Source organism: Agrobacterium leguminum (assembly GCF_005144435.2).
GTDB lineage: Bacteria > Pseudomonadota > Alphaproteobacteria > Rhizobiales > Rhizobiaceae > Agrobacterium > Agrobacterium leguminum.
On sequence record NZ_CP120212.1, the window covers coordinates 1579127 to 1602500 of the forward strand.

The window sequence follows — 23374 nt, forward strand, 5'->3', positions numbered from 1 at the left end:
TCCTTTTGCGTCGTGGCAAAGAATGCGCCGTGAAAAAAATAGTTCCGGCGCTCCGGAACTTTTTTTGCAATGCGCACGTTGCTATCGTGGGTTTGCGTTGCAGACCGCATGAAAGGGGAGAATTCCATGTCAGTTTCTACACGCATCGCACCGCACCTGCCATATCTGCGCAGGTTCGCGCGTGCCGTTTGCGGCTCACAATCGACGGGCGATGCCTATGTTGCGGCAACACTCGAAGCTCTGATCGCCGATATCAGCATTTTTCCGCAGACAAGCAGCGATCGCGTTTCGCTTTATCAATTGTTCGTATCGATCTTTAGTTCCGTCACGATCAATATTAAGACCGACGAAAACCTGTCGGGATGGGAAAAACGCGCCTCGGCCAACCTCTCCGCCGTGCCGGCGCTGGCCCGTCAGGCATTCCTTTTGACCACGGTCGAAGAATTCACGCCTTCGGAAACCGCAGAGGTTCTGAAAGTCTCCGAGGATCAGGTCGGCAAGCTGATCGACGAGGCAGCGTCTGAAATCGCCCGGCAGGTGGCGACCGATATCATGATCATCGAGGACGAACCTCTGATCGCCATGGATATTGAGCAGATGGTCACCGATCTCGGCCACCGCGTCACGGGCATCGCCCGCACTCACACGGAAGCGCTCGATCTCTTCCATCGCACCCAGCCGAAGATGATCCTTGCCGATATTCAGCTCGCCGATGGCAGTTCCGGTCTCGATGCGATGAAGGACATCCTGCAGATGACCACACTGCCGGTAATCTTCATCACCGCCTTCCCCGAGCGTCTTCTGACGGGCGAGCGGCCGGAGCCGACCTTCCTTGTGACGAAGCCGTTTAATCCGGACATGGTGAAGGCGCTTATCAGCCAGGCCCTGTTTTTCAACGAAAGCTCACGCGTCGCGGCGTGAATTTTGCCGAAACCGCAGGCAGACCGGGAACCACTCTGGTGCCCGGGCGTTGGCGGTTACGGTCGTGGGGCTGCCCCGCGGCTTTCTGCAAGGAGACGAATTTGCATCGGCTGGCATGGCATAACGCGGAGAGGGACGAAAGCGAACTTCACGATTCGCTCGTCCTCGCCTTGCTCGATTCGGGTGAGACAGTCATGCTGCAGGACTGGAACCGCGACTATATATTCGTGGCCAATCTGCCGGATGTCTGGAAACTTCCGGCCGATTCCCATCCGACCGATGAAAATCTGTTCGGTAACGACCTTTCCGCCAGGCTTGCCGAACTTAAAAAGGACATGAATACGGCCGGCAGCCGCGGCATGCTGGAAGTCAACGCCGGCAAGGACCGGGTTTTTCAGTTTCAGGTCCATTCCACCTTCAATCAGTCGAACCAGACGGTGCTGAAAACCACCATCCGGGAGGTAACGGCGGAAAGGCGGCGCGAGCAGCTTCTGCGCTCCCTGCTGCGCGAGGTCAGCCACCGTTCCAAAAATCTCCTGGCGATCATCCAGAGCCTTGCCGGCCAGACGGCCCGTTTCAGCCTGACCAAAGATGATTTTCTGCGCAAGTTCCGCGGCCGACTACACGCCCTTGCCCAGAGTCAGGATCTCATCACGGATTCGGACTGGCGGGGCGCGCGCATATTCGAGCTGCTGCGCCAGCAATTCGATCTTTATGTGCCGGAATATCCGAACCTCATCCATATGGAAGGCGAAAACCTGCTGCTCAACCCGAATGGCGCGCTTTATATCGGGCTCGCCTTCCATGAGCTGGTCGTCAACACCGTCAGCCATAGCGGCAATCTTGCCTATCACCCGCCCATATCCCTGCAATGTCGTCAGGAGGGCGATTTTTATATCGTTGAATGGAATGAGCCGATGATGCCGTCGAAAGAGCCGGCGGAGACCCGGCGCGGCAGTTTCGGCAGCGTGGTGCTGGAAAAGGTGGTTCCGTCCGCATTGGGGGGAAGCGCCGAATACGAGTTGACGCCGGAGCGGATCGTCTACCGGCTGAAATTTCCGTCCGGCGACGGCGCGGATGCCTGAAATCTCAAGATCGCGCGCAGCGCCGGGTTCCTCTTTCATTTCATGAAAACCAAAACAAAAAGCACGGCTCATGAAAGAGCCGTGCTATTTTTATGACAGGTTTTCAGGGGCGAAACCTGTTTATTTTCAGCCAAGCTTCAGGCGGGGACGGGGGAATTGCTTGGCCTGCAGTAAAAACACGCTCGACCGGATTCGGTTCCCAAAAAATGCGTTTTTTTAACATTGTGCAAAATACCGGCCATTTTTGCCCGGTTTTTTGCCGTTAGCACGGCGGATAGGTACGCAAGTCTCGGCCTCAATGCGTGCCTGTCTGTTCCGATCGTTTGGGCGTGAAGTAACGCATCGGCGCTTCCAGCGACCACTCGAAGCCGGATTCACGATATTCCGTCAGCACCTGCCCGCCGAAGGCGCCTTCCGCATGCCTTTTGATGACAGTGGTGCCGAAGCCTTTGCGGCTCGGTTCTCTGGCCGGCGGTCCGCCCGTTTCGGTCCAGACGAGATGGATCATCTGCCGCCCGTCTTTTTCAAGCGACTGCCAGCGCAGGGTAATTTTTCCCGATGGAACCGACAATGAGCCATATTTGATGGAATTCGTCGTCAGCTCATGGATCACCAGACCGAAATTCTGTGCCGCTTCCGGGGAAAGCATGAAATCGTCTCCCACCAGCACGATGCGCTGCGCCACGGTTCCGAAAACATCGAGGTGGGTCTCGATCAGCTTGCGGATCGGCAGACCCTGCCATTGAACCTCCGCCAGGGCCCGGATCGACATTCCAAGGCCGCGCAGGCGGTGATCGACCTCCTTCTGGAATTCCGGAATGCTTTTATTTTCGCGTCCCAATTGCCGTATCATCGCCTGAACCAGCGTCAGAATGTTCTTGGAGCGATGAACCAGCTCGTGCAACAGCAGTTGCAGCCGCTCTTCCGACTGGCTTCTGTCGAAGGATGCGTTGGAGAGCGCGATGGCGACCTGGTTCGCCTCCTTTATCTTGGTATCGACGGGTGCGACGATCTCGCCTTCGCCGATGCGCTCGGCCATCAGGGTCAGGTCACGGATGGAACTGCGCAATTGCCGGCCGACCAGATAGGCGCCGCCAATGGCAATCAGCACCAGCAGCAGGCTGCCGATCATCATCTGCCGCCAGGTGTCTATCAGCGCCGCCTGGCTTGCGGCGAGCGGACCCCACATCACCGTCTTCCATTGCCAGCCCGGCAATTGAGCATAGGCATAGAGATTACCCTTGCCGTCGAAAAAATTGCCGCTGAAGGCCTGCATTTCCGAAAGGACGTCGGGGGTGACAAACGGCTTGCCCACTTCCGCCTCTTCGGGCGCGCTTGAGACGACAACGCGGTTGTTGCCGTCAATGATGGCGACCGCCCAGTTGCGCGGCAGGTTTTCCGTGGGGATCAGCCGGCTCAAGTCGCTGGTATTCTGCGTCAGGATCAGGGCGTCTCCGGCGGGGTCAAGGTCCGGGCCGAGCGGCATGGTGACGTTGAACACCCATTCCTTGCTGGTCGAGCCGAAAAACATGTCCGAGACGGTGATGCGGCGGGAGTCGATCGCTTTGGCGAGATTGGCTTCCGCCGGCACCTTGCCGAGCGGCTGGCCATAGGGCACGCGCGTATTGAGGCGCTGCTGGCCATCTTTGGTGGCGAGAATGGCGTAGAGACCCTCCCGCTTCAGACTGTCGGCGACGCGCCCCTGAAACGCGGCGAGGTTGCCGCTCTCAAGTTCCGGGAACTGCGACAGGAGATTGAGCGAGGTGGCGATTTCCTGCAGGCGGCGGTCGATGTTGCGGGAGACCACCCGTACATCCTCGATGGTTTCCCGTTGCAGGTCGTCGCGTTTTTCCGCCTCGAGGCGCAGCATCAGATAGCCGCCGAAAAGAATGAGCGGCAGGGTAATGACGGTAGCCATCACCACCAGATAGGTGCCGATGGAGGCGGTCGGGAAAAAATTCGCACTGCGCCGACGCAAAGCCGAGATCATGTCTTTCAGTCTGTCGCCGGGTCGAGGCATACAAAAAACTCCGGCAGTTATGGCATTGTTACGACACGGATAATACCGTGCCGTCCCCCTTTAGCAATGCCTGATTTTTACCTTCGGTTGTTGCGGCAGGTCACAATTGCACCGGCTCGGTTGAAAAAATCGGAACTATTTCAACGACCAACCCGTTTGCCAGACGAACCGGCCGAGGAGCGGACATGAAATTCATCACCGCCGGCCAGTTGAGAACGATGAAAGGAAGGTACGAAATGGCAAAGAAACTTACAATCCTCGTCACTGCCGCTCTGATGGGCACGACGGCTTTCGCGCCGCTGGCCATCGCTCAGGGCACCACCCAGCCTGCGCCGGCAAATCCGAGTGCGCAGACGGAGCCGGCAACCCCGCCCGCCACCCCGATGACGCCTACCGCTCCTGCGACCAATGACAGCGCGGCGACAACGACAGGCGGCGCTTATCTCACCGAACAGGGCGAAACGCAGGTCAGCGCCAACGATTATATCGGCAAGGCGGTCTATACTGCGGCCGATGAAAGCATCGGTAACGTCACCAACCTGATCATGGAAGAAGACGGCGGTCTGGTTGCGGCCGTGATCGGCGTCGGCGGCTTCCTGGGCATCGGCGCAAAGGACGTTGCTGTTCCGATGGACAAGGTAACGATGACGCGCAACGCGCAGGACGGCACCATCCGCCTGACAACAACCGAAACGGCGGAAACGTTGAAGGCCGCTCCCGAATTCAAGACGCTGGAACAGAAGGCCAGCGAAAAGAATGCGGCAATGCCGGCGGCTCCCGACAGCACGACGACGTCCGCCACCAAGCCCTAATTCCCGTCCCTGGGAGGCAGGAGCGGGACCGGCTTCAATCAGCTGTCCCCCAGGAGGCACCGGCCAACAGGCCGGTGTCTTTTTTATGTTTGTTCGCCGGCTGTTCAATCCCCGGCATTGCGGGAGGAATGCCACGCCCAGGCGGATTTGATGATGTCCGACAGGGAATAACGCGGTTCCCAGCCGAGAACCTCCTTCGCCTTGTCGTTATTGGCAACGAGCGTCGTGGAATCGCCGTCGCGCCGCCCGGTATATTCGACGGGGAAGGGGCGGCCGGAAACGTCCGAAATCGCTGCCAGCAATTCCTTCACCGTGGTGCCGGTGCCGGTGCCGAGGTTGAGTTCGACGGTTTCTCCGCCGGCCAGCAGATAATCCACGGCCCGCACATGCGCATCGGCGAGATCGAGAATGTGGATATAGTCGCGCACGCAGGTGCCGTCGCGCGTGTCGTAATCCGTGCCGAACACCTTGAAGCCCTGACGCCGGCCGAGGGCGGCTTCGATGGCCAGCGGGATCGCGTGGGTTTCCGGCTTGTGCCATTCGCCGATGCGGCCTTCGAAATCCGCGCCGGCGGCATTGAAGTAGCGCAGCATCACCGAGCGCAGCCCCTTATAGGTGCTGTAGTCCTTCAGCGCCTGCTCCACCACCCATTTGGTGCGGCCATAGGGGTTGATCGGCGCCTGCCGGTGCGTCTCGTCGATCGGCACCTGTTCCGGCAATCCGTAAGTTGCGCAGGTGGACGAAAAAACGAAGGCCGTGACGCCTGCATCGATGGCGGCGGAGAGCAGGTTGAGCGAGCCGATGACATTGTTGTCGTAGAAAGCCACGGGCTGCTTGACGGATTCGCCGACTTCGATCAGCGCGGCGAAATGCAGAACGGCTTCCGGCCGGTGTTTGGCGAAGACCTCATCCAGCCGCGCCCGGTCGCGAATATCGCCCTGTTCGAAGGGTCCCCAGCGGACGAATTCCTCATGCCCGTTGGACAGATTGTCGAAAACGACCGGTTCATATCCTCGCTCAGACAGGAGAAGGCAGGTGTGCGAACCGATATAGCCGGCACCGCCGACGACAAGGACTTTCTTCTTCATCAATTGCCTTTCAGAAAATTACGGACGCGCCGAGACTGCCCGAGACTGTATGTCACTTTGTTCAAATAAGGGCGGCGTGGCGGGTAACGCCATCAACCAGTCTATCCTTCGCGGGTAACATAAAAAAAAACGCGCATCCATCGTCTGGACGCGCGGTTTGCCTTGTCGTGTCGCCAAGAAATTACTTGGACTTTTTCGTATTGACCCTTGTGGCCAGGAAACCGGCCGCGACAGCCACGGCGAGCGTCGCATAGGGACGTGCCTGGATCGCCAGCGTCAGCAGCGATTGCAGGGCGAGCGGCGCTGCGGCAAGCGGCGCCGCCGTCAACGGCGCGACAGCGGGCCGTGCGGCATAGACCCTCGGACGTTTGACGATCGCCAGCGCCACCAGCATGATGACGCCGAGCAGGAACGCGGTCCCGGCGACGACGAGTGCCGCAGGACCTGCACCCACATGCCGGGCAAGATAGATTGACCCCGCCACCACGGCGGCGATGAAGGCGATAAGAAAAAATATCCCGGTCAGAACCGACAGGATTATGGTCGCGCGCAATCGCCGTGTAACGACGCGCCCCTCGCGCTGGGTCTCCCCCAGATAGACCAGCAATGCCTCAAGCATGAGCGCGGCCTTATCGACGCGTCAGAAGGGCGAGCACGAAACCGACGCCGACGGCGATGCCGAGGGACTGGAGCGGGTTCTTCTGGACGTGGTCGGTGAGGTTGTCGTTGAGCGTGGAGATTTCATTGCGAACGCTGTCGGCCATTTCTCCAGATGCGGTGAGGGCGTCATCGGCCACACGGGCGGCCTGCGCCTTCAGCTCATGCGAAGCGCCGACGCCGAGCGCCTTCACGCTCTTGGCAAGACTAGCCAGATCTTCGCGAAGCTGGGCGAGCTGCGCTGCCACATCGGCCGCATCGCCGTTTTCGAGGGATTGCTGGATCTTGTCGCTGACGCTGCTACGCACGCTTGCCATAGGGGAGGTCCTTCCTGAACATTATTGATGAGGACGATGATACGTCACCGCCGTCCGTGAAGCTTCGTTTCGGCGGCCGAAACACCCGCCTGTCCGTCAGTCAAACGCGCCGATGCCGGCTTGGTTCCGCAACGGGACGGGTTTTCTTGATGGCACTTCGGCTCGGGGGCGATTTTCGAGGAATTCGGTGCCGGACATTTGTTTTCCTGTCACAAGCATCCTATAAGGCCCATCATCGAGACGTACCTTGACTTCAATCAATATGTGAAACGACATGCTCCAGACGCCCTATTACCTCATCGACAAGACAAAACTTCTTCGCAACATGGAGAAGATTGCCTATGTGCGGGAAAAATCCGGCGCCAAGGCGCTCCTGGCGCTGAAGTGCTTCGCCACATGGTCGGTGTTCGATTTCATGTCGCAATATATGGACGGCACCACCTCGTCCTCGCTTTATGAAGTCCGTCTCGGCCGCGAGAAATTCGGCGGCGAGACCCATGCCTATTCCGTTGCCTATGCCGATTATGAAATCGACGAGGTGATCTCGAATGCGGACAAGATCATCTTCAATTCCATCGGTCAGCTCGAGCGTTTCGCCGACAAGGCCTCCGGCATTACGCGCGGTCTGCGTCTCAACCCGCAGGTCAGCTCTTCGAGCTTCGATCTTGCCGATCCTGCGCGCCCCTTCAGCCGGCTGGGTGAATGGGATGTCGCCAAGGTCGACAAGGTCATGGACCGTATTTCCGGCTTCATGATCCACAATAATTGCGAAAACAGCGATTTTTCCCTGTTCGACCGCATGTTGACGCAGATCGAGGAGAAATTCGGATCGCTTCTGTCGCGTGCGGAGTGGGTCAGCCTCGGCGGCGGCATTCATTTCACCGGCGACAATTATCCGCTCGACCAGTTCTGCGACCGCTTGGCGGCTTTCTCGGAAAAATACGGCGTGCAGGTCTATCTGGAGCCGGGCGAAGCCTCGATCACCAAAAGCACGACGCTTGAGGTGACGGTTCTCGACACGCTGTTCAACGGCAAGAACCTCGCCATCGTCGACAGCTCCATCGAAGCGCATATGCTCGATCTGCTGATCTATCGGGAAACCGCCAAGGTGTCGCCGAACGAGGGCGAGCATCCCTACATGGTCTGCGGCAAATCCTGCCTTGCGGGCGATATTTTCGGTGATTTCCGCTTCGACAAGGAGTTGAAGGTCGGCGACCGCATCTCCTTCCAGGACGCGGCCGGCTACACCATGGTCAAGAAGAACTGGTTCAACGGCGTGAAGATGCCGACCATCGCCATCAAGGAACTGGACGGCACCGTTCGCGCCGTTCGTGAATTCGACTTTGCCGATTTCGAGCAAAGCCTGTCTTAAACCCTGTTTTTAACATGAAACGAAGCTCATCCCTGCGGGGAAAAGGAGGCATCACCTGAAATGAAGAAGAACGTTCTGATCATCGGCGCCGGTGGCGTAGCACAGGTCGTGGCGCATAAATGCGCCCAGAACAGCGATGTATTGGGAGACATTCATATTGCGTCACGGACTTTGGGAAAGTGCCGCAAGATTGTCGAGTCCGTACGCGAAAAGAAGAGCCTCAAGACAGATGTGAAACTTGAGGCCCATGCGCTTGACGCGATGGATATCGAGGCGACGAAAGCCTTGATCAGGAAAACCGGCGTGGAAATCGTCATCAACGTCGGTTCGGCTTTCGTCAACATGTCCGTTCTTCGTGCCTGCATGGACACGGGTGTTGCCTATATGGATACGGCGATCCACGAGGATCCGACCAAGATTTGCGAGACGCCGCCGTGGTACGGAAACTACGAGTGGAAGCGCGCGGAAGAGTGCAAGGAAAAGGGCGTGACCGCCATTCTCGGCGTCGGCTTCGATCCGGGCGTGGTGAACGCCTATGCGCGTCTCGCCAAGGATGATTATTTCGACAAGGTCACCTCGGTCGATATCGTCGATATCAATGCTGGCAGCCACGGTCGCTGGTTCTCCACCAACTTCGACCCGGAAATCAACTTCCGCGAATTCACCGGCGTCGTCTACTCCTGGCAGAAGGGTGAGTGGCAGACGAACCAGATGTTCGAAGTCGGCCAGGAATTCGACCTGCCGGTCGTCGGCAAGCAGAAGGCCTACATGACCGGTCATGACGAAGTGCATTCGCTGTCCAAGAACATGGACGGCGCCGATGTGCGCTTCTGGATGGGCTTCGGCGATCACTATATCAACGTCTTCACCGTGCTGAAGAACCTTGGCCTCCTGTCCGAGAAGCCGGTCAAGACGGCCGAAGGCCTGGAAGTCGTGCCGCTCAAGGTGGTCAAGGCCGTGCTGCCCGATCCGTCTTCGCTGGCGCCCGATTATGTCGGCAAGACCTGCATCGGCGATATCGTCAAGGGCATCAAGGACGGCAAGGAGCGCGAAGTCTTCATCTACAACGTGGCCGACCACAAGGAAGCCTATGAAGAAGTCGGCTCGCAGGGCATTTCCTACACCGCCGGCGTTCCGCCGGTCGCCGCTGCCATGCTCATCGCCACTGGCGAATGGGACGTGAAGCAGATGGCCAATGTGGAAGAACTGCCGCCGAAGCCGTTCTTGAACCTTCTGAACAAGATCGGCTTGCCGAACCGCATCAAGGACGAAAACGGCGACCGCGCGCTGGAATTCTGATTGCCGGTGTTGTGATTGCGTTAAATAGAAAGCCCCGCGAAAGCGGGGCTTTTTTAATGGCGGCCTCAGCTTTTGGTGAGTTGCCCTATAAACAGATGCAGCGTTTTATGCATTGCCTCCGAAGGGGGCTCGGCAACATGCCATTCCGGAAAATGTCCATCGATTGCCATGCGGGCAAGGCCATAGACCAGCGCGCGGGCGCCCAGTACGAGCTGATCCAGATCGAGGCCGTGGGGGAGCTGGCCGTTTCCACGCGCCTGCATCAGCAGATTTATCATCAAGCGCCTTATGGCATCGTTCTGCGCGCGTAAAATATCGGACGAATTGAAGTCGATCAGCGTTCGCGAACTTATGACTTCAAAATGTGTCGGGTTGGCCAGCGCCCAGCGCAGATAGCCGTGGCCAATGGCTTCGAAGGCGACAAGCGGGTCCTCATCGCCGGCCTGCGCTCTCGCGGTTTCGACGGATTCGGTCAGCCGGTTCATCGCCTGCTCTGCGACAGCGGTCATCAGGGCCGTTTTTGAGCGGAAATGCCTGAACGGCGCTCCCGGCGAGACGCCGGCACGCTTGGCGGCCTCACGGACGGAAACATTTTCAGCACCCCGTTCCTCGATGATTGCGATTGTTGCCGCAACAAGTTCATCGACAAGGTTGCCGTGGTGGTAGGGCCTGTCGCGTCCCGTCTTCTTGTCCTGAGCTTTTTCCATAGGTCTTTGGGTAGCACCAAATTGGGATGTAATCACTGATTATTTTATTGCGTCGGAATGAAGCTTTATGTAATCATCGATTACATTGAGATATGGAGATTTCAATGTTGCACCCGGTTTTAAAAATCACTCTCGCATTTGCATTTTTCCCGATCGTCGCCGCTCATGCGCAGGACAGCCCGAAGCTGGAAATCGTGTGGCCAAAGGCCGGTGATGTGATCGAATTGGGCAATGATCCCGAGCGGGCTATCGGCGTCGTCGTCAAGAGCAACTTTAAGCTGCTTCCCGCCGGGCAGTGTGGAGGAGACGGCCAATGCGGCCATGTACATATGAAAATCGACCCTTCGGGCGATACATGCAACATTCCCGGCCGCGCCTATAACAGCATGAACAGCGATTTCGGCGGTGATCTCATCAAGGCACGGTTCGGGCATTGCCCAAGTCCGGCCGGCCGGCACGTCATCGGCATTCTGCTGGCAGATGACCACCATCGGCCTGTTCTGGTCGACGGCAAGCCGGTCACAGCGCTTGTCGAAGTGACGACCAAAGACTGACCGCAGGAGCGGCTGCAGCGGTCATGTCGTAGAATGGCGCAATAAAAAAGGTCCCGCGCAAACGGGACCTTTATCTCGATAAGCCTGAAAGCCGGGCGTCCTCAGCCCTTCGTCGGCTTCGGCCCGCGCTTTTCGAAGGGCTTGTCCTTCTTGCCCTCGTATTTCGGCTTGTCGCCGAAGGGCTTTTTCTTCTTCCAGGGCTTGTCGTCGCCCTTGCGGTCATCGCGGGGGCCGCTTGCATTGTCCGATTTGCTGAATTTCCGCTGCGCCTTGGCCGGGCGCGTGTCTTCGCGGAAACCGCCGGTCATTTCCGGCTTGCCTTCCAGCGCCTTCAGACGGATGCCCTTTTCGAGCGTCATGTCCTTGCCGATAGCGGAGGTGAAACGGTCGACGGCATCGGCCGCCAGTTCCACGAAGGTCTCCGTCTGCTGCATGCGGATCGCGCCGATATCCTGGCGGGTGATCTTGCCGAAACGGCAGAGCATGGGGATCAGCCAGCGCGGTTCGGCGCTCTGCTTGCGGCCGACGGACAGCGAAAACCAGGCGCTATCGGCGAAATCGGAACGCTCACGGCGCGGCGCATTGTTCTCGACCGTCTCGAAGCTGTCGCGGCGCGGCTTGCGATTGTTGTCGAGCGAGACTTCGGCGATGTCTTCGGGCGCGGAACGTCCGGCGTGGTAAAGGCGCACGAAAGCGGCGGCGACCTTTTCCGCGCCATGCTGTTCGAGCAGCCTGGTGACGAAATCGCGTTCGTCCTCGGCCACAGCCTCGGTCAGCGACGGGTCGGCCAGAAGCCGGGCGCCGTCGCGCTCGACGATCTCTTCGGCCGAAGGCGGGCGAACCCATGCCGGGCTGACCTTGGCGCCTTCCAGCAGGCGCTCTGCCTTGCGGCGCTGGTTGATCGGCACCACGATGGCGCTGACGCCCTTCTGACCGGCGCGGCCGGTGCGGCCGGAGCGGTGCAGAAGCGTTTCGGAATTGGTCGGCAGGTCGGCATGGATGACGAGTTCGAGACCCGGCAGGTCGATACCGCGGGCGGCAACGTCGGTCGCCACACAGACGCGGGCGCGGCCGTCGCGCATGGCCTGCAGCGCATGGGTGCGCTCGTTCTGGGTCAGTTCGCCGGAAAGGGCCACGACGGCAAAGCCGCGATTGTTGAGCCGCGCCGTCAGATGGTTCACCGCCGCACGGGTGGAGCAGAAGACGATGGCGTTGCGGGCTTCATAAAAGCGCAGCGCATTGATGATGGCGTTCTCGCGGTCGGCCGGCGTCACCAGCATGGCGCGGTATTCGATATCGACATGCTGCTTCTGTTCGGAAGCGGTGGCGATGCGCACGGCGTTCTTCTGGTAGCTTTCCGCAAGCTTGGCGATGCTGCGCGGAACGGTGGCCGAGAACATCAGCGTGCGGCGGGTTTCCGGCGATTCTTCCAGAATGAATTCCAGATCTTCACGGAAACCGAGATCGAGCATTTCGTCGGCTTCATCCAGCACCACGGCGCGGATGGACGACAGATCGAGCGCGCCGCGCTTGATGTGGTCGCAAAGACGCCCAGGCGTGCCGACGACGATGTGAGCGCCGCGTTCGAGCGCACGGCGCTCGTTGCGCACATCCATGCCGCCGACGCAGGAGGCAATCGAGACGCCGGCGAATTCATAGAGCCACTCCAGCTCGCGCTTGACCTGCATGGCCAGTTCGCGGGTCGGCGCGATGGCGAGCGCCAGCGGTGCGGAAGCCTGACCGAAGCGGCCATTTTCCGGTAGAAGCGTCGGCGCCAGTGCAATGCCGAAGGCAACGGTCTTGCCGGAACCGGTCTGTGCGGAAACCAGCGCATCCTTATCGGCCAGTTCGGGTGCAAGCATCGCCTGCTGCACGGGGGTCAAATCTTTATAGCCGCGTTTTTCCAACGCCTGCGCGATCGCCGGGGCGATACCCTGGGTGTCTGTCATCTACCGTCTTTCGGATATGAAGCCGCCCGCATCCGCCCGAAACCAATAGGTCCTAAAGTCTCCGGGGCAGCCGATACAGGCCATTTCGGCCATCTGGCCGGTTGCATTGCCGCGCTCATACTGCGAATGGGCCGGTTTGTACAGTGCACTGCGGTACGCTCTTTTGCGGGTGCTTTATCCCGTCGACGTTTTCATCCCGCCATTGTTCCGGAGCGATGCTGCGAAAAAGGCGTACCGCATGGTTCATAAACGGCATTGCGTGCCCCCCGCCTTTTCGCTAAGAGACCCGCAACTTGAGGCTCTTTGTCAGGAAGAGCCGACTGGGTTTGTTCTTGTCCGTCCGCTCTTCGAACGAGCCGGCGGGAAAATGGGATGGTACTGGTCAAGGCTATGGCTCGCATTGTCATGAAATTCGGCGGCACGTCCGTCGCGAACCTCGAACGCATTCACAATGTCGCACGGCATGTGAAACGCGAAGTGGATGCCGGCCATGAAGTGGCCGTGGTCGTTTCCGCCATGTCCGGCAAAACCAATGAGCTGGTGGACTGGGTGCAGAACGCCGCGAAGGTGGCCGGCGCCAACACCGCCTCTTTTTTCGATGCGCGCGAATATGACGCGGTTGTCGCATCCGGCGAACAGGTGACATCAGGACTTCTGGCGATCACGCTGCAATCCATGGGCATCAATGCGCGCTCCTGGCAGGGCTGGCAGATCCCGATCCGCACCGACAATGCGCATGGCGCCGCCCGCATTCTCGAAATCGACGGTTCGGATATCATCCATCGCATGGGTGAAGGGCAGGTTGCCGTTGTCGCCGGTTTCCAGGGCATCGGCCCGGACAACCGCATCGCGACGCTTGGCCGCGGCGGTTCGGATACGTCCGCCGTTGCGATTGCCGCCGCCGTCAAGGCGGATCGTTGCGACATCTACACCGATGTCGACGGCGTTTATACGACCGATCCGCGCATCGAGCCCAAGGCTCGCCGCATGAAGAAGATCGCCTTCGAGGAAATGCTCGAAATGGCGTCTCTCGGCGCGAAGGTTCTGCAGGTTCGCTCGGTCGAGCTTGCCATGGTACACAAGGTGCGCACCTTCGTTCGCTCCAGTTTCGAGGATCCCGATGCGCCGGGCATGGGCGACCTCATCAACCCGCCCGGTACTTTGATTTGTGACGAGGATGAAATCGTGGAACAGGAAGTCGTAACCGGCATCGCCTATGCCAAGGATGAAGCACAGATCTCGCTGCGCCGCGTGGCCGACCGTCCGGGCGTTTCCGCCGCGATCTTCGGGCCGCTCGCTGAAGCGCATATCAACGTCGACATGATCGTGCAGAACATCTCCGAAGACGGTTCGCGCACCGACATGACCTTCACCGTTCCTTCGGGCGACGTTGCCAAGGCGATCAAGCTTCTGGAAGACAACAAGGCCCAGATCGGCTTCGATGTTGCGCAGAACGAGACCGGTCTCGCCAAGGTTTCGGTCATCGGTATCGGCATGCGCAGCCACGCCGGCGTTGCCGCCAGCGCGTTTAAGGCGCTTGCCGAGAAGAACATCAACATCAAGGCGATCACCACCTCCGAGATCAAGATTTCGATCCTGATCGACGGCGCCTATGCCGAACTTGCGGTTCGCACTTTGCATTCCGCCTACGGTCTCGATAAGAGCTAAGCCGAGACATCGGTTCCCGATGCTCCGATTCTTCGGAGTTGCGTTCTTCCGATGTGGCGTTTCATGAAAGCGTGTCCCTTGCGGGACGCGCTTCTCGCGCTATAAATTTTTAAATGACCTTTTGATTCTCGAATATTATGACATTCGGATCGGAAGTGTCGGGGAGCAAACGCGATGAGAGACCTTTCCGCAGGTCCGCGCGTCCTGCTCAAGCGGCTGCGCGAAATGATGGCGGAGCACCTTGAACCGCAGGACCGTCTGGACCAGATCGTCCGTCAGATTGCCAGCAACATGGTGGCGGAGGTTTGCTCGGTCTATGTGCTGCGCTCCGACAGCGTGCTCGAGCTTTACGCGACCGAAGGTCTGAACAAGGATGCCGTGCATCTTGCCCAGCTGAAAATGGGGCAGGGTCTTGTCGGCACCATCGCCGCTTCCGCCCAACCTCTCAATCTTTCCGATGCGCAGGCGCATCCCGCTTTCCGCTATCTTCCTGAAACCGGTGAGGAAATTTATCATTCCTTCCTCGGCGTGCCGATTTTGCGTTCCGGTCGCACTCTTGGCGTTCTTGTGGTCCAGAACAAGGCCAGCCGAACATACCGGGAGGATGAAGTGGAAGCGCTTGAGACAACCGCGATGCTCATTGCCGAAATAGTGGCGAGCGGCGAGTTGAAGAAGATCACCCGCCCCGGGGTGGAGCTGGATCTGACGCGCGCCGTTTCCATCGATGGTGACGGCTATGGCGAAGGCATCGGTCTTGGCCACGTCGTGTTGCACGATCCGCGCATCGTCGTCACCAATCTGCTCAATGAAGATGCCGATACGGAAATCCGGCGTCTTGCTGATGCCATCGGCTCGCTGCGTCTCTCCATCGACGACATGTTGCAGCGTCGCGATGTGCCGACCGAGGGTGAGCACCGCGAGGTTCTGGAAACCTACCGCATGTTCGCCCATGACCAGGGCTGGGTGCGGCGCATGGAAGAGGCGATCCGCAACGGCCTGACGGCGGAAGCGGCGGTCGAGAAGGTGCAGAGCGACACCAAGGCGCGCATGATGCGCCTGACCGATCCCTATCTGCGCGAGCGCATGCATGATTTCGATGATCTCGCCAACCGACTGCTGCGGCAGTTGATCGGTTTCGGCGGTCGTGGGCCGGAGCAGGATTTCCCGCTCGACGCCATCGTTCTGGCGCGCGCCATGGGTGCTGCCGAATTGCTCGACTACCCGCGTGAAAAACTGCGTGGTCTGGTGCTTGAAGACGGCGCGGTGACGAGCCATGTCGTCATCGTCGCGCGTGCCATGGGCATTCCGATCATAGGGCAGGCGACCGGTATCGTCGCTCTGGCGGAAAACAACGATCCCATCATTATCGATGGCGATGACGGTCAGGTGCATTTGCGCCCGATGTCGGATTTGCAGCGTGCCTATGAAGAAAAGGTGCGCCTGCGCGCCAAGCGGCAGGAGCAGTTCCGAGCGCTGCGCAACGTCGAGCCGATCACCAAGGATGGCCAGAAGGTCAATCTGAAGATGAATGCGGGCCTTTTGGTGGACTTGCCGCAGCTTGACGAATCCGGCGCCGACGGCATTGGCCTGTTCCGCACCGAGCTGCAATTCATGATCGCCTCCAACATGCCGAAGGGCGAAGAGCAGGAGGCGTTCTACCGCTCCGTTCTGCGGCAGGCGAAGGGCAAGAGCGTCACCTTCCGCACGCTCGATATCGGCGGCGACAAGGTCGTTTCCTATATGCGCGGTCAGGAAGAGGAAAACCCGGCACTGGGCTGGCGGGCGATCCGCCTGTCGCTCGACCGGCCGGGCCTGATGCGCACGCAGATGCGCGCGCTGCTCCGTGCCGCCTCCGGGGCTGAACTGCGCATGATGCTGCCGATGGTGACGGAAGTGTCCGAAATCCGCGCCGCGCGCGATCTTCTGCAGAAGGAAGTGCAGCATCTTTCCAAATTCAGCCATGCGCTGCCGAAAAAGCTGCAATTCGGCGCCATGCTGGAAGTGCCCTCCCTGATGTGGCAGCTCGACGAGCTGATGCAGGAGGTGGATTTCGTGTCCGTCGGTTCGAACGACCTGTTCCAGTTCTCGATGGCGGTCGATCGCGGCAATGCGCGTGTTTCGGATCGTTTCGACAATCTGGGCAAGCCGTTCCTGCGCATTCTGCGCGATATCGTCCGCGCCGGCGAAAGGCACCACACCTCGGTCACGCTGTGCGGCGAAATGGCGGGCAAGCCGCTTTCGGCCATGGCTTTGATCGGTCTCGGCTTCCGTTCTGTTTCCATGTCGCCGACGGCCATCGGTCCGGTCAAGGCCATGCTGCTCGGGCTCGATGCCGCGCGCCTGGCCGAAGAGCTGAACGCGGCGCTGGACGACCATAATTCGCTGGAAAGCGCGCGCGAGGTGTTGTTACGCTTTGCCGCGACGCATTCCATTCCCATCTAGAGCATTTCCAGGAAAAGTGGACCCCGGTTTTCCGTCCGGAAATGCGTTAAAGCAAAAAGTTAGAGCGTTTTCGCGTTTCGAAGAAAAGCGAAAACGCTCTAAAAGACCTGTTTCATTATTGGAGTGACTGGTGGCGAAGCTTCCCGTCGAAAAAATGCGCGAGTTGGAAAGGCGTTTCGGTGAGATCGAAGCGCGTATGTCGGCTGGGCCTGCCGCGGATGTGTATGTGAAGCTGGCTTCGGAATATTCCGAACTCGAGCCGGTGGTGAAGAAAATCCGCGACTACGAGAAGGCGGTTTCCGAAGCCGCCGATCTCGAGGCGCTGCTGGCCGACAAGTCGACCGACAAGGATATGCGCGAGCTTGCGGAAATGGAGCTGCCGGAGGTAGAGGTCCGCATCGGCGAGCTTGAAAAGGACATGCAGGTTCTGCTGCTGCCGAAGGATGCGGCGGATGAAAAAAGCGCGATTCTCGAAATTCGCGCAGGCACCGGCGGCTCCGAGGCCGCGCTCTTCGCCGGCGATCTGTTCCGCATGTATGAACGTTTCGCCTCGACCAAGGGCTGGAAGGTGGAAGTGCTTTCCGCAAGCGAGGGCGAAGCGGGCGGTTACAAGGAAATCATCGCGACGATCAGCGGGCGCGGGGTATTTTCCAAGCTGAAATTCGAATCCGGCGTGCACCGGGTGCAGCGCGTGCCGGAAACGGAAGCGAGCGGCCGCATCCACACGTCTGCTGCCACCGTTGCGGTGCTGCCGGAAGCGGAAGATATCGATATCGAAATCCGCCCGGAAGACATTCGCATCGATACGATGCGTGCTTCGGGTGCGGGCGGCCAGCACGTCAACACCACCGACTCCGCCGTTCGCATCACCCATCTGCCGACGGGCCTGATCGTCACCAGCTCGGAGAAATCGCAGCACCAGAACCGTGCCAAGGCCATGCAGGTTCTGCGCTCGCGCCTTTACGACATCGAGCGACAAAAGGTGGAGAGCGAACGTTCGGCCGACCGTAAGAGCCAGGTTGGTTCCGGCGACCGTTCCGAGCGTATCCGCACCTATAATTTTCCGCAGGGCCGCGTTACCGATCACCGCATCAACCTCACGCTCTACAAGCTGGACCGGATGATCGAAGGCGAGATCGATGAACTTGTGGATGCGCTGATCGCCGATTATCAGGCCGGGCAGCTTGCACAGCTCGGCGAACAGCTTTGAGCACGTCGGCTGAAGCGAGTGTCGCGAGCGCGCTTGCCGCAGCCCGCAAAAGGCTGCAGGCGGCGGGGATCGCCGATCCGCTTCTCGATGCGCGGCTTTTGATTGCGGAGGTTGTCGGTTTTTCATTGACCGATTTCGTGATGAAGCCTGATCGTGTCGTTACGCCGGAAGAAAGCGCCCGTATCGCCACCATGATCGAAAGACGGGCGAATGGCGAACCCGTTTACCGCATTCTCGGCCACCGGGAATTTCATGGCCTCGACCTTCTTTTGTCGAAGGAGACGCTCGAACCCCGGCCGGATACGGAAGTTCTCGTCGATACCCTGTTGCCGACGCTGAAAAAAGTCGTTTCCGCCAAGGGCAGCGCCCGCATTCTGGATATGGGCACGGGCACGGGGGCGATCGTTCTCGCGCTTCTGAAGGAGTGCCCCGAAGCAACCGGCATCGGCAGCGATATTTCCGCCGATGCGCTGGAAACGGCGGCCCGGAATGCGGCCCGAAACGATCTCGGCGCGCGCTTCGAGGCCATCCGCAGCGACTGGTTTGAAAAAATCTCTGGCCGCTTTGACATAATTGTGTCGAATCCGCCTTATATAAGGACTGATATCGTCGCAACGCTTGACCAGGAGGTTCGTATCCACGACCCGATGGCGGCGCTGGATGGAGGTCAGGACGGCCTTGCACCGTACCGCCTCATCGCTGCCGATGCAGGCCGCTTTCTTGTGGAAAACGGGATTGTCGGTGTGGAGATCGGTTTCGATCAAAGGCTTGATGTTTCCGCTATATTTGCTTCCCACGGCTTCTCTCTTCTGGACGCCGTGAAGGATTATGGCGGTAACGACAGAGTTTTGACCTTCCGGAGATAGTTGTTCGCGATATGTCTGCGGATTTTTTGCAAGGATATTTTGCACAGCAAAAGAAAAGGCTTGGATTTCCGCGGGAAGCGGGATAGTTTGCGGCCACATGCCGGGTGGCTGAGGACGAACACAGATTCGTCAGGGTATGGGTCAGTCCCGAAGCGGGTTCTTTAAAGAGCCCTGAAAGGCTGGGCGTTTCCGGCATGTGAATCAGTAAACTTTGTTCGCAGGCGGCTCGGTGCAGCATTTGCGCAGCCGGTCGTCATACGCGAGGTCTTGCCCTGGGGTTATCTTCGGCAAGGCGCGTGATGGAGCAATTTCAGGAAAAATTTCCAGCGGTTTTCCGCCCGGAATTGCATGAAAACAACCAGATTGTCAGCAAAACAGAATTCAGGTGAGCAATTGATGAGGCCAGGACAGCAAAACAAGCGCGGCCGGGGGCGTGGAAGCAACAACAATAACAATGGTGGCGGTAACAACAACTTCAACCGCAAGGGCGGCAACCCGCTTACCAGGACTTATGACAGTTCCGGCCCCGATGTTAAAATCCGTGGCACAGCCCAGCACATAGCGGAAAAATACGCGGCTCTGGCGCGCGACGCGCAGAGTTCCGGCGACCGCGTGATCGCTGAGAACTATCTGCAGCACGCTGAACATTATAACCGCATCATCGCTTCGGCTCAGGCCCAGATGCAGGAACGCTTCCAGCGCGACGACCGCGGCGAGTACAATGCTGCCGATGGCGACGATATGGATGTGAACGACGGCGATGAAGGCGTCGTTGCTCCGCAGCAGCAGGCCGAACAGGCCGAGCGCGCGCAGCAGCCGGAACGTCAGGAGCGTACTGAGCGGAACGAACAGCGTCAGGAGCGTCGTGAGCGCCCGGACCGCCGCGAACGGCAGGAGCGTCAGCCGCGCCAGCCGCAGGTAGCCGCCGAACAGCAGCCGCCGGTTTACGACGCCAGCCAGGCGCCGCAGCCCGTCATCGAAGGCACGCCCATGGAAGTGGCCGTCGAGGAAGAGCAGCAGCAGGCGGAAGCTCCGGCTGGCGAACGCGCACCGAAGACGCGCCGTGCAACCGGACCGCGCCAGCGCCGCCCGCGCCGCACTGCCGCTGCGGAAGGCGCCGAAGGCGAAGATGCGCCGGCCGGTGAAGAGGCGGCACCTGCCACGCTTGAGAACGCTGCCGAATAAGCAGCTTCTGCAAACCACTCTGCGATCGAAAAACTCCGGCTTGCCGGAGTTTTTTGCTTTTGGTGCTTGGCGGTAAATATTCAGCCAGCAATCGGCGTGGTTTCATGTGGCGAATTGATGCCTGTCAAATCATATGAAAATTTCCCGGATGATGGGTTTTTCTCCCTTTAAACCGATGAAAATGCCTCCCATATTCGTGCAGAACGGACGGAAGCCGCATTCGCCGGCAACCGACCATCGAGAGGCGGCAATCGTGAAATCCTTTAAGCACGGCTGTCGCAGCGGGGCTTGCCTTTTGAGGGAGCCTCAACCCTAACATCCGGAGCCGTGCCGAAAGCGGGCGGGCCGGTCTATGGAGGTTCGACTATGAATATTGAAAAATACTCCGAGCGCGTTCGCGGTTTTCTGCAATCGGCGCAGACCTTTGCGTTGGCGGAGAACCATCAGCAGTTTTCGCCCGAACATGTTCTGAAGGTTCTGCTCGATGACGAGCAGGGCATGGCGGCATCGCTGATCGAGCGCGCCGGCGGCAACGCCAAGGAGGCGCGTCTTGCCAATGATGCGGCGCTTGCCAAATTGCCCAAGGTTTCCGGCGGCAATGGCGGCCTTTCGCTTACCGCGCCACTCGCCAAGGTGTTCTCGACCGCGGAAGATCTCGCAAAGAAGGCCGGCGACAGTTTCGTCACTGTCGAGCGTCTGCTGCAGGCGCTTGCAATTGAAAGCTCCGCCACCACCTCGGCTTCCCTGAAGAAGGCCGGCGCAACCGCGCAGGCGCTCAATCAGGTCATCAACGACATCCGCAAGGGCCGCACGGCCGACAGCGCCAATGCCGAACAGGGCTTCGATGCGTTGAAGAAGTTCGCGCGTGACCTGACGGAAGAGGCCCGCGAAGGCAAGCTCGACCCGGTGATCGGTCGTGACGATGAAATCCGCCGTACCATTCAGGTGCTCTCGCGCCGCACCAAGAACAATCCCGTCCTGATCGGTGAACCGGGCGTCGGTAAAACGGCGATTGCCGAAGGACTTGCGCTGCGCATCGTCAATGGCGACGTGCCGGAAAGTCTGAAGGACAAGAAGCTGATGGCGCTCGATATGGGCGCGCTGATCGCCGGTGCGAAATATCGCGGTGAGTTCGAAGAGCGTCTGAAGGCTGTGCTCAATGAGGTGCAGGCCGAAAATGGCGGCATCATCCTGTTCATCGATGAGATGCACACGCTGGTCGGCGCCGGGAAGGCGGATGGCGCGATGGATGCGTCCAACCTCCTGAAGCCCGCGCTTGCCCGCGGTGAGCTGCACTGCGTCGGCGCCACCACGCTCGATGAGTACCGCAAGCATGTGGAAAAGGATCCGGCCCTTGCCCGCCGTTTCCAGCCCGTGCTGGTGGATGAGCCGACCGTGGAAGACACGATCTCGATCCTGCGCGGCCTGAAGGAAAAATACGAACAGCATCACAAGGTCCGTATCTCGGATTCGGCCCTGGTTGCGGCTGCGACGCTTTCCAACCGTTATATTACCGACCGCTTCCTGCCCGACAAGGCAATCGACCTGATGGATGAGGCCGCTTCGCGTCTTCGCATGCAGGTGGATTCCAAGCCGGAGGAACTGGACGAACTGGATCGTCGCATCATTCAGCTCAAGATCGAGCGCGAAGCCCTGAAGCAGGAAACGGACCAGTCGTCCGCCGACCGCCTCAAGAAGCTCGAGGACGAGTTGGCCGATACGGAAGAAAAGGCGGATGCGCTGACGGCCCGCTGGCAGGCGGAAAAGCAGAAGCTCGGCCATGCCGCAGATCTCAAGAAGCGGCTGGACGAAGCCCGCAACGAATTGGCGATTGCCCAGCGCAACGGCCAGTTTCAGCGCGCCGGCGAGTTGACCTATGGCATCATTCCGGGTCTCGAAAAGGAACTGGCTGCGGCGGAAGCCCGCGATAGCAGCGGTGCCGGCTCGATGGTTCAGGAAGTGGTGACGGCGGACAATATCGCCCATGTCGTTTCCCGCTGGACCGGTATTCCGGTCGACAAGATGCTGGAAGGCCAGCGCGAAAAGCTGCTGCGCATGGAAGACGAGCTTGCCAAGTCCGTTGTCGGGCAGGGTGAGGCCGTTCAGGCGGTTTCCAAGGCAGTTCGCCGTTCGCGCGCCGGCCTTCAGGATCCCAACCGGCCGATCGGTTCGTTCATCTTCCTCGGCCCGACGGGCGTGGGCAAGACCGAGCTGACCAAGTCGCTCGCTCGCTTCCTGTTCGACGACGAAACCGCGATGGTTCGCCTCGATATGTCGGAATATATGGAGAAACACTCCGTTGCCCGGCTGATCGGTGCGCCTCCCGGCTATGTCGGTTACGAAGAGGGTGGGGCGCTCACGGAAGCGGTTCGCCGCCGGCCCTATCAGGTCGTTCTGTTCGACGAGATCGAGAAAGCGCATCCGGACGTGTTCAACGTCCTCTTGCAGGTGCTGGATGACGGCCGCCTCACGGATGGCCAGGGCCGCACCGTCGATTTCAAGAACACCATCATCATCATGACCTCGAACCTCGGTTCGGAATTCATGACGCAGATGGGCGACAATGACGATGTGGATTCGGTTCGTGACCTGGTTATGGAGCGGGTCCGGTCGCATTTCCGGCCGGAATTCCTCAACCGTATCGACGATATCATCCTCTTCCATCGCCTGCGGCGCGACGAAATGGGTGCAATTGTCGAAATCCAGCTGAAGCGCCTCATCTCGCTGCTCGGCGATCGCAAGATTTCGCTCGAACTGGATGAGGATGCCCGCAACTGGCTTGCCAATAAGGGTTACGATCCGGCTTACGGCGCGCGTCCGCTGAAGCGGGTGATCCAGAAGGCGGTTCAGGACAGGCTTGCCGAAATGATCCTCGGCGGCGAAGTCCCGGATGGATCGCGGGTCAAGGTGACCTCGGGCACGGACCGGCTGCTGTTCAAGGTCAAGCCCGCCAAGGGTGAGGCCGAAGCTGAAACGGCCGATGCGGCATAAAATGAAAGGGCTCCGGAAACGGAGCCCTTTTTATATGACCGGGCCCTTTTCACATGATCGGGATTGTCGTTCGGGTCTGCCCGCAGATCAGCGGCTCGCCACCTGATTGGGCTTTTCGTCAATATTCAGCAGATTGTCGATGCGCTTTCTCTCATCGGAGAAACGCGCCAGCGCCTCGCCGGAAAGCGACTTGCCGCCCGGCAGGCGCACTTTCATTGCGTCCACCTTGGT

19 protein-coding genes (1 of these 19 only partly in view) are annotated in these 23374 nt (G+C 59.4%); 12 read left to right on the forward strand and 7 right to left on the reverse strand.

Features of this window, described 5'->3' with window-relative positions; genetic code table 11:
- Positions 1-126: 126 nt before the first annotated feature.
- Together CFBP4996_RS21875 and CFBP4996_RS21880 are read left to right on the forward strand one after the other, a co-directional pair.
- Entirely contained in the window at positions 127-921 is a 795-nt protein-coding gene (locus CFBP4996_RS21875; RefSeq protein ID WP_003522529.1) for a response regulator, read from the forward strand.
- 101 nt (positions 922-1022) lie between these two features.
- Positions 1023-2006, forward strand: coding sequence for a sensor histidine kinase (locus tag CFBP4996_RS21880; RefSeq protein ID WP_020811597.1), 984 nt, complete (start codon positions 1023-1025; stop codon positions 2004-2006).
- A gap of 295 nt (positions 2007-2301) precedes the next feature.
- On the opposite strand, the gene CFBP4996_RS21885 is transcribed toward CFBP4996_RS21880, so the two are convergent.
- Complete coding sequence (locus CFBP4996_RS21885) at positions 2302-4026, reverse strand: sensor histidine kinase (RefSeq protein ID WP_162936042.1); 1725 nt, start codon at positions 4024-4026, stop codon at positions 2302-2304.
- 236 nt (positions 4027-4262) lie between these two features.
- Here CFBP4996_RS21885 and CFBP4996_RS21890 point away from each other — a divergent pair, with 236 nt between their 5' ends.
- Positions 4263-4838 (forward strand): PRC-barrel domain-containing protein, encoded by a 576-nt coding sequence (locus CFBP4996_RS21890; protein ID WP_080854816.1) that lies wholly within the window; start codon positions 4263-4265, stop codon positions 4836-4838.
- Positions 4839-4942: 104 nt separating this feature from the next.
- Here the strand turns inward: CFBP4996_RS21890 and galE are convergent, their stop codons facing one another.
- From galE to CFBP4996_RS21905, 3 genes are all read right to left on the reverse strand, one after another.
- Positions 4943-5926: a UDP-glucose 4-epimerase GalE gene (gene galE / locus CFBP4996_RS21895; RefSeq protein WP_035239308.1), complete on the reverse strand. Its 984-nt coding sequence runs from the start codon at positions 5924-5926 to the stop codon at positions 4943-4945.
- Between the two features lie 181 nt (positions 5927-6107).
- Positions 6108-6545 carry a hypothetical protein gene (locus CFBP4996_RS21900; protein WP_003508754.1) on the reverse strand — a complete coding sequence of 146 codons (438 nt, stop codon included), beginning with the start codon at positions 6543-6545 and terminating at the stop codon, positions 6108-6110.
- Between the two features lie 10 nt (positions 6546-6555).
- Positions 6556-6900: an ElaB/YgaM/YqjD family protein gene (locus tag CFBP4996_RS21905; protein WP_003522534.1), complete on the reverse strand. Its 345-nt coding sequence runs from the start codon at positions 6898-6900 to the stop codon at positions 6556-6558.
- A 274-nt stretch (positions 6901-7174) separates the two neighbouring features.
- Between CFBP4996_RS21905 and nspC the strand changes: the two genes are divergently transcribed.
- A complete protein-coding gene (gene nspC / locus CFBP4996_RS21910; RefSeq protein ID WP_080853826.1) occupies positions 7175-8272 on the forward strand; it encodes a carboxynorspermidine decarboxylase in 1098 nt (365 codons plus the stop codon).
- 60 nt (positions 8273-8332) lie between these two features.
- A complete protein-coding gene (locus CFBP4996_RS21915) occupies positions 8333-9571 on the forward strand; it encodes a saccharopine dehydrogenase family protein (RefSeq protein ID WP_080853825.1) in 1239 nt (412 codons plus the stop codon).
- A gap of 65 nt (positions 9572-9636) precedes the next feature.
- On the opposite strand, the gene CFBP4996_RS21920 is transcribed toward CFBP4996_RS21915, so the two are convergent.
- Positions 9637-10278, reverse strand: a complete 642-nt coding sequence (locus CFBP4996_RS21920) for a TetR/AcrR family transcriptional regulator (protein ID WP_080853824.1) — start codon at positions 10276-10278, stop codon at positions 9637-9639.
- 104 nt (positions 10279-10382) lie between these two features.
- Between CFBP4996_RS21920 and CFBP4996_RS21925 the strand changes: the two genes are divergently transcribed.
- Positions 10383-10832, forward strand: a complete 450-nt coding sequence (locus CFBP4996_RS21925; RefSeq protein WP_080853823.1) for a hypothetical protein — start codon at positions 10383-10385, stop codon at positions 10830-10832.
- A gap of 101 nt (positions 10833-10933) precedes the next feature.
- Here CFBP4996_RS21925 and CFBP4996_RS21930 read toward each other — a convergent pair whose 3' ends face one another.
- The gene (locus CFBP4996_RS21930) at positions 10934-12781 is read right to left on the reverse strand and encodes a DEAD/DEAH box helicase (RefSeq protein WP_080820071.1); all 1848 of its coding nucleotides are present in this window, start codon (positions 12779-12781) and stop codon (positions 10934-10936) included.
- A 390-nt stretch (positions 12782-13171) separates the two neighbouring features.
- Here CFBP4996_RS21930 and CFBP4996_RS21935 point away from each other — a divergent pair, with 390 nt between their 5' ends.
- From CFBP4996_RS21935 to clpB, 6 genes are all read left to right on the forward strand, one after another.
- Positions 13172-14449, forward strand: coding sequence for an aspartate kinase (locus CFBP4996_RS21935; protein ID WP_080854815.1), 1278 nt, complete (start codon positions 13172-13174; stop codon positions 14447-14449).
- A 174-nt stretch (positions 14450-14623) separates the two neighbouring features.
- Positions 14624-16891, forward strand: a complete 2268-nt coding sequence (ptsP, locus tag CFBP4996_RS21940; protein ID WP_059756808.1) for a phosphoenolpyruvate--protein phosphotransferase — start codon at positions 14624-14626, stop codon at positions 16889-16891.
- Positions 16892-17021: 130 nt separating this feature from the next.
- Positions 17022-18101, forward strand: coding sequence for a peptide chain release factor 1 (prfA, locus tag CFBP4996_RS21945; protein WP_080853822.1), 1080 nt, complete (start codon positions 17022-17024; stop codon positions 18099-18101).
- Positions 18098-18967, forward strand: coding sequence for a peptide chain release factor N(5)-glutamine methyltransferase (prmC, locus tag CFBP4996_RS21950; protein ID WP_080853821.1), 870 nt, complete (start codon positions 18098-18100; stop codon positions 18965-18967). The genes prfA and prmC overlap by 4 nt, the downstream gene beginning before the upstream one ends.
- A 396-nt stretch (positions 18968-19363) precedes the next feature.
- Positions 19364-20152 (forward strand): DUF4167 domain-containing protein, encoded by a 789-nt coding sequence (locus CFBP4996_RS21955; protein WP_080853820.1) that lies wholly within the window; start codon positions 19364-19366, stop codon positions 20150-20152.
- Between the two features lie 366 nt (positions 20153-20518).
- Positions 20519-23143 carry an ATP-dependent chaperone ClpB gene (gene clpB, locus CFBP4996_RS21960; protein ID WP_003522543.1) on the forward strand — a complete coding sequence of 875 codons (2625 nt, stop codon included), beginning with the start codon at positions 20519-20521 and terminating at the stop codon, positions 23141-23143.
- A gap of 87 nt (positions 23144-23230) precedes the next feature.
- On the opposite strand, the gene CFBP4996_RS21965 is transcribed toward clpB, so the two are convergent.
- Positions 23231-23374, reverse strand: partial view of a M23 family metallopeptidase gene (locus tag CFBP4996_RS21965; protein ID WP_080853818.1) — the 3' portion only. 1803 nt of this gene lie beyond the right edge of the window; only the last 144 of its 1947 coding nucleotides appear in the window; the start codon falls outside the window, past its right edge; its stop codon occupies positions 23231-23233.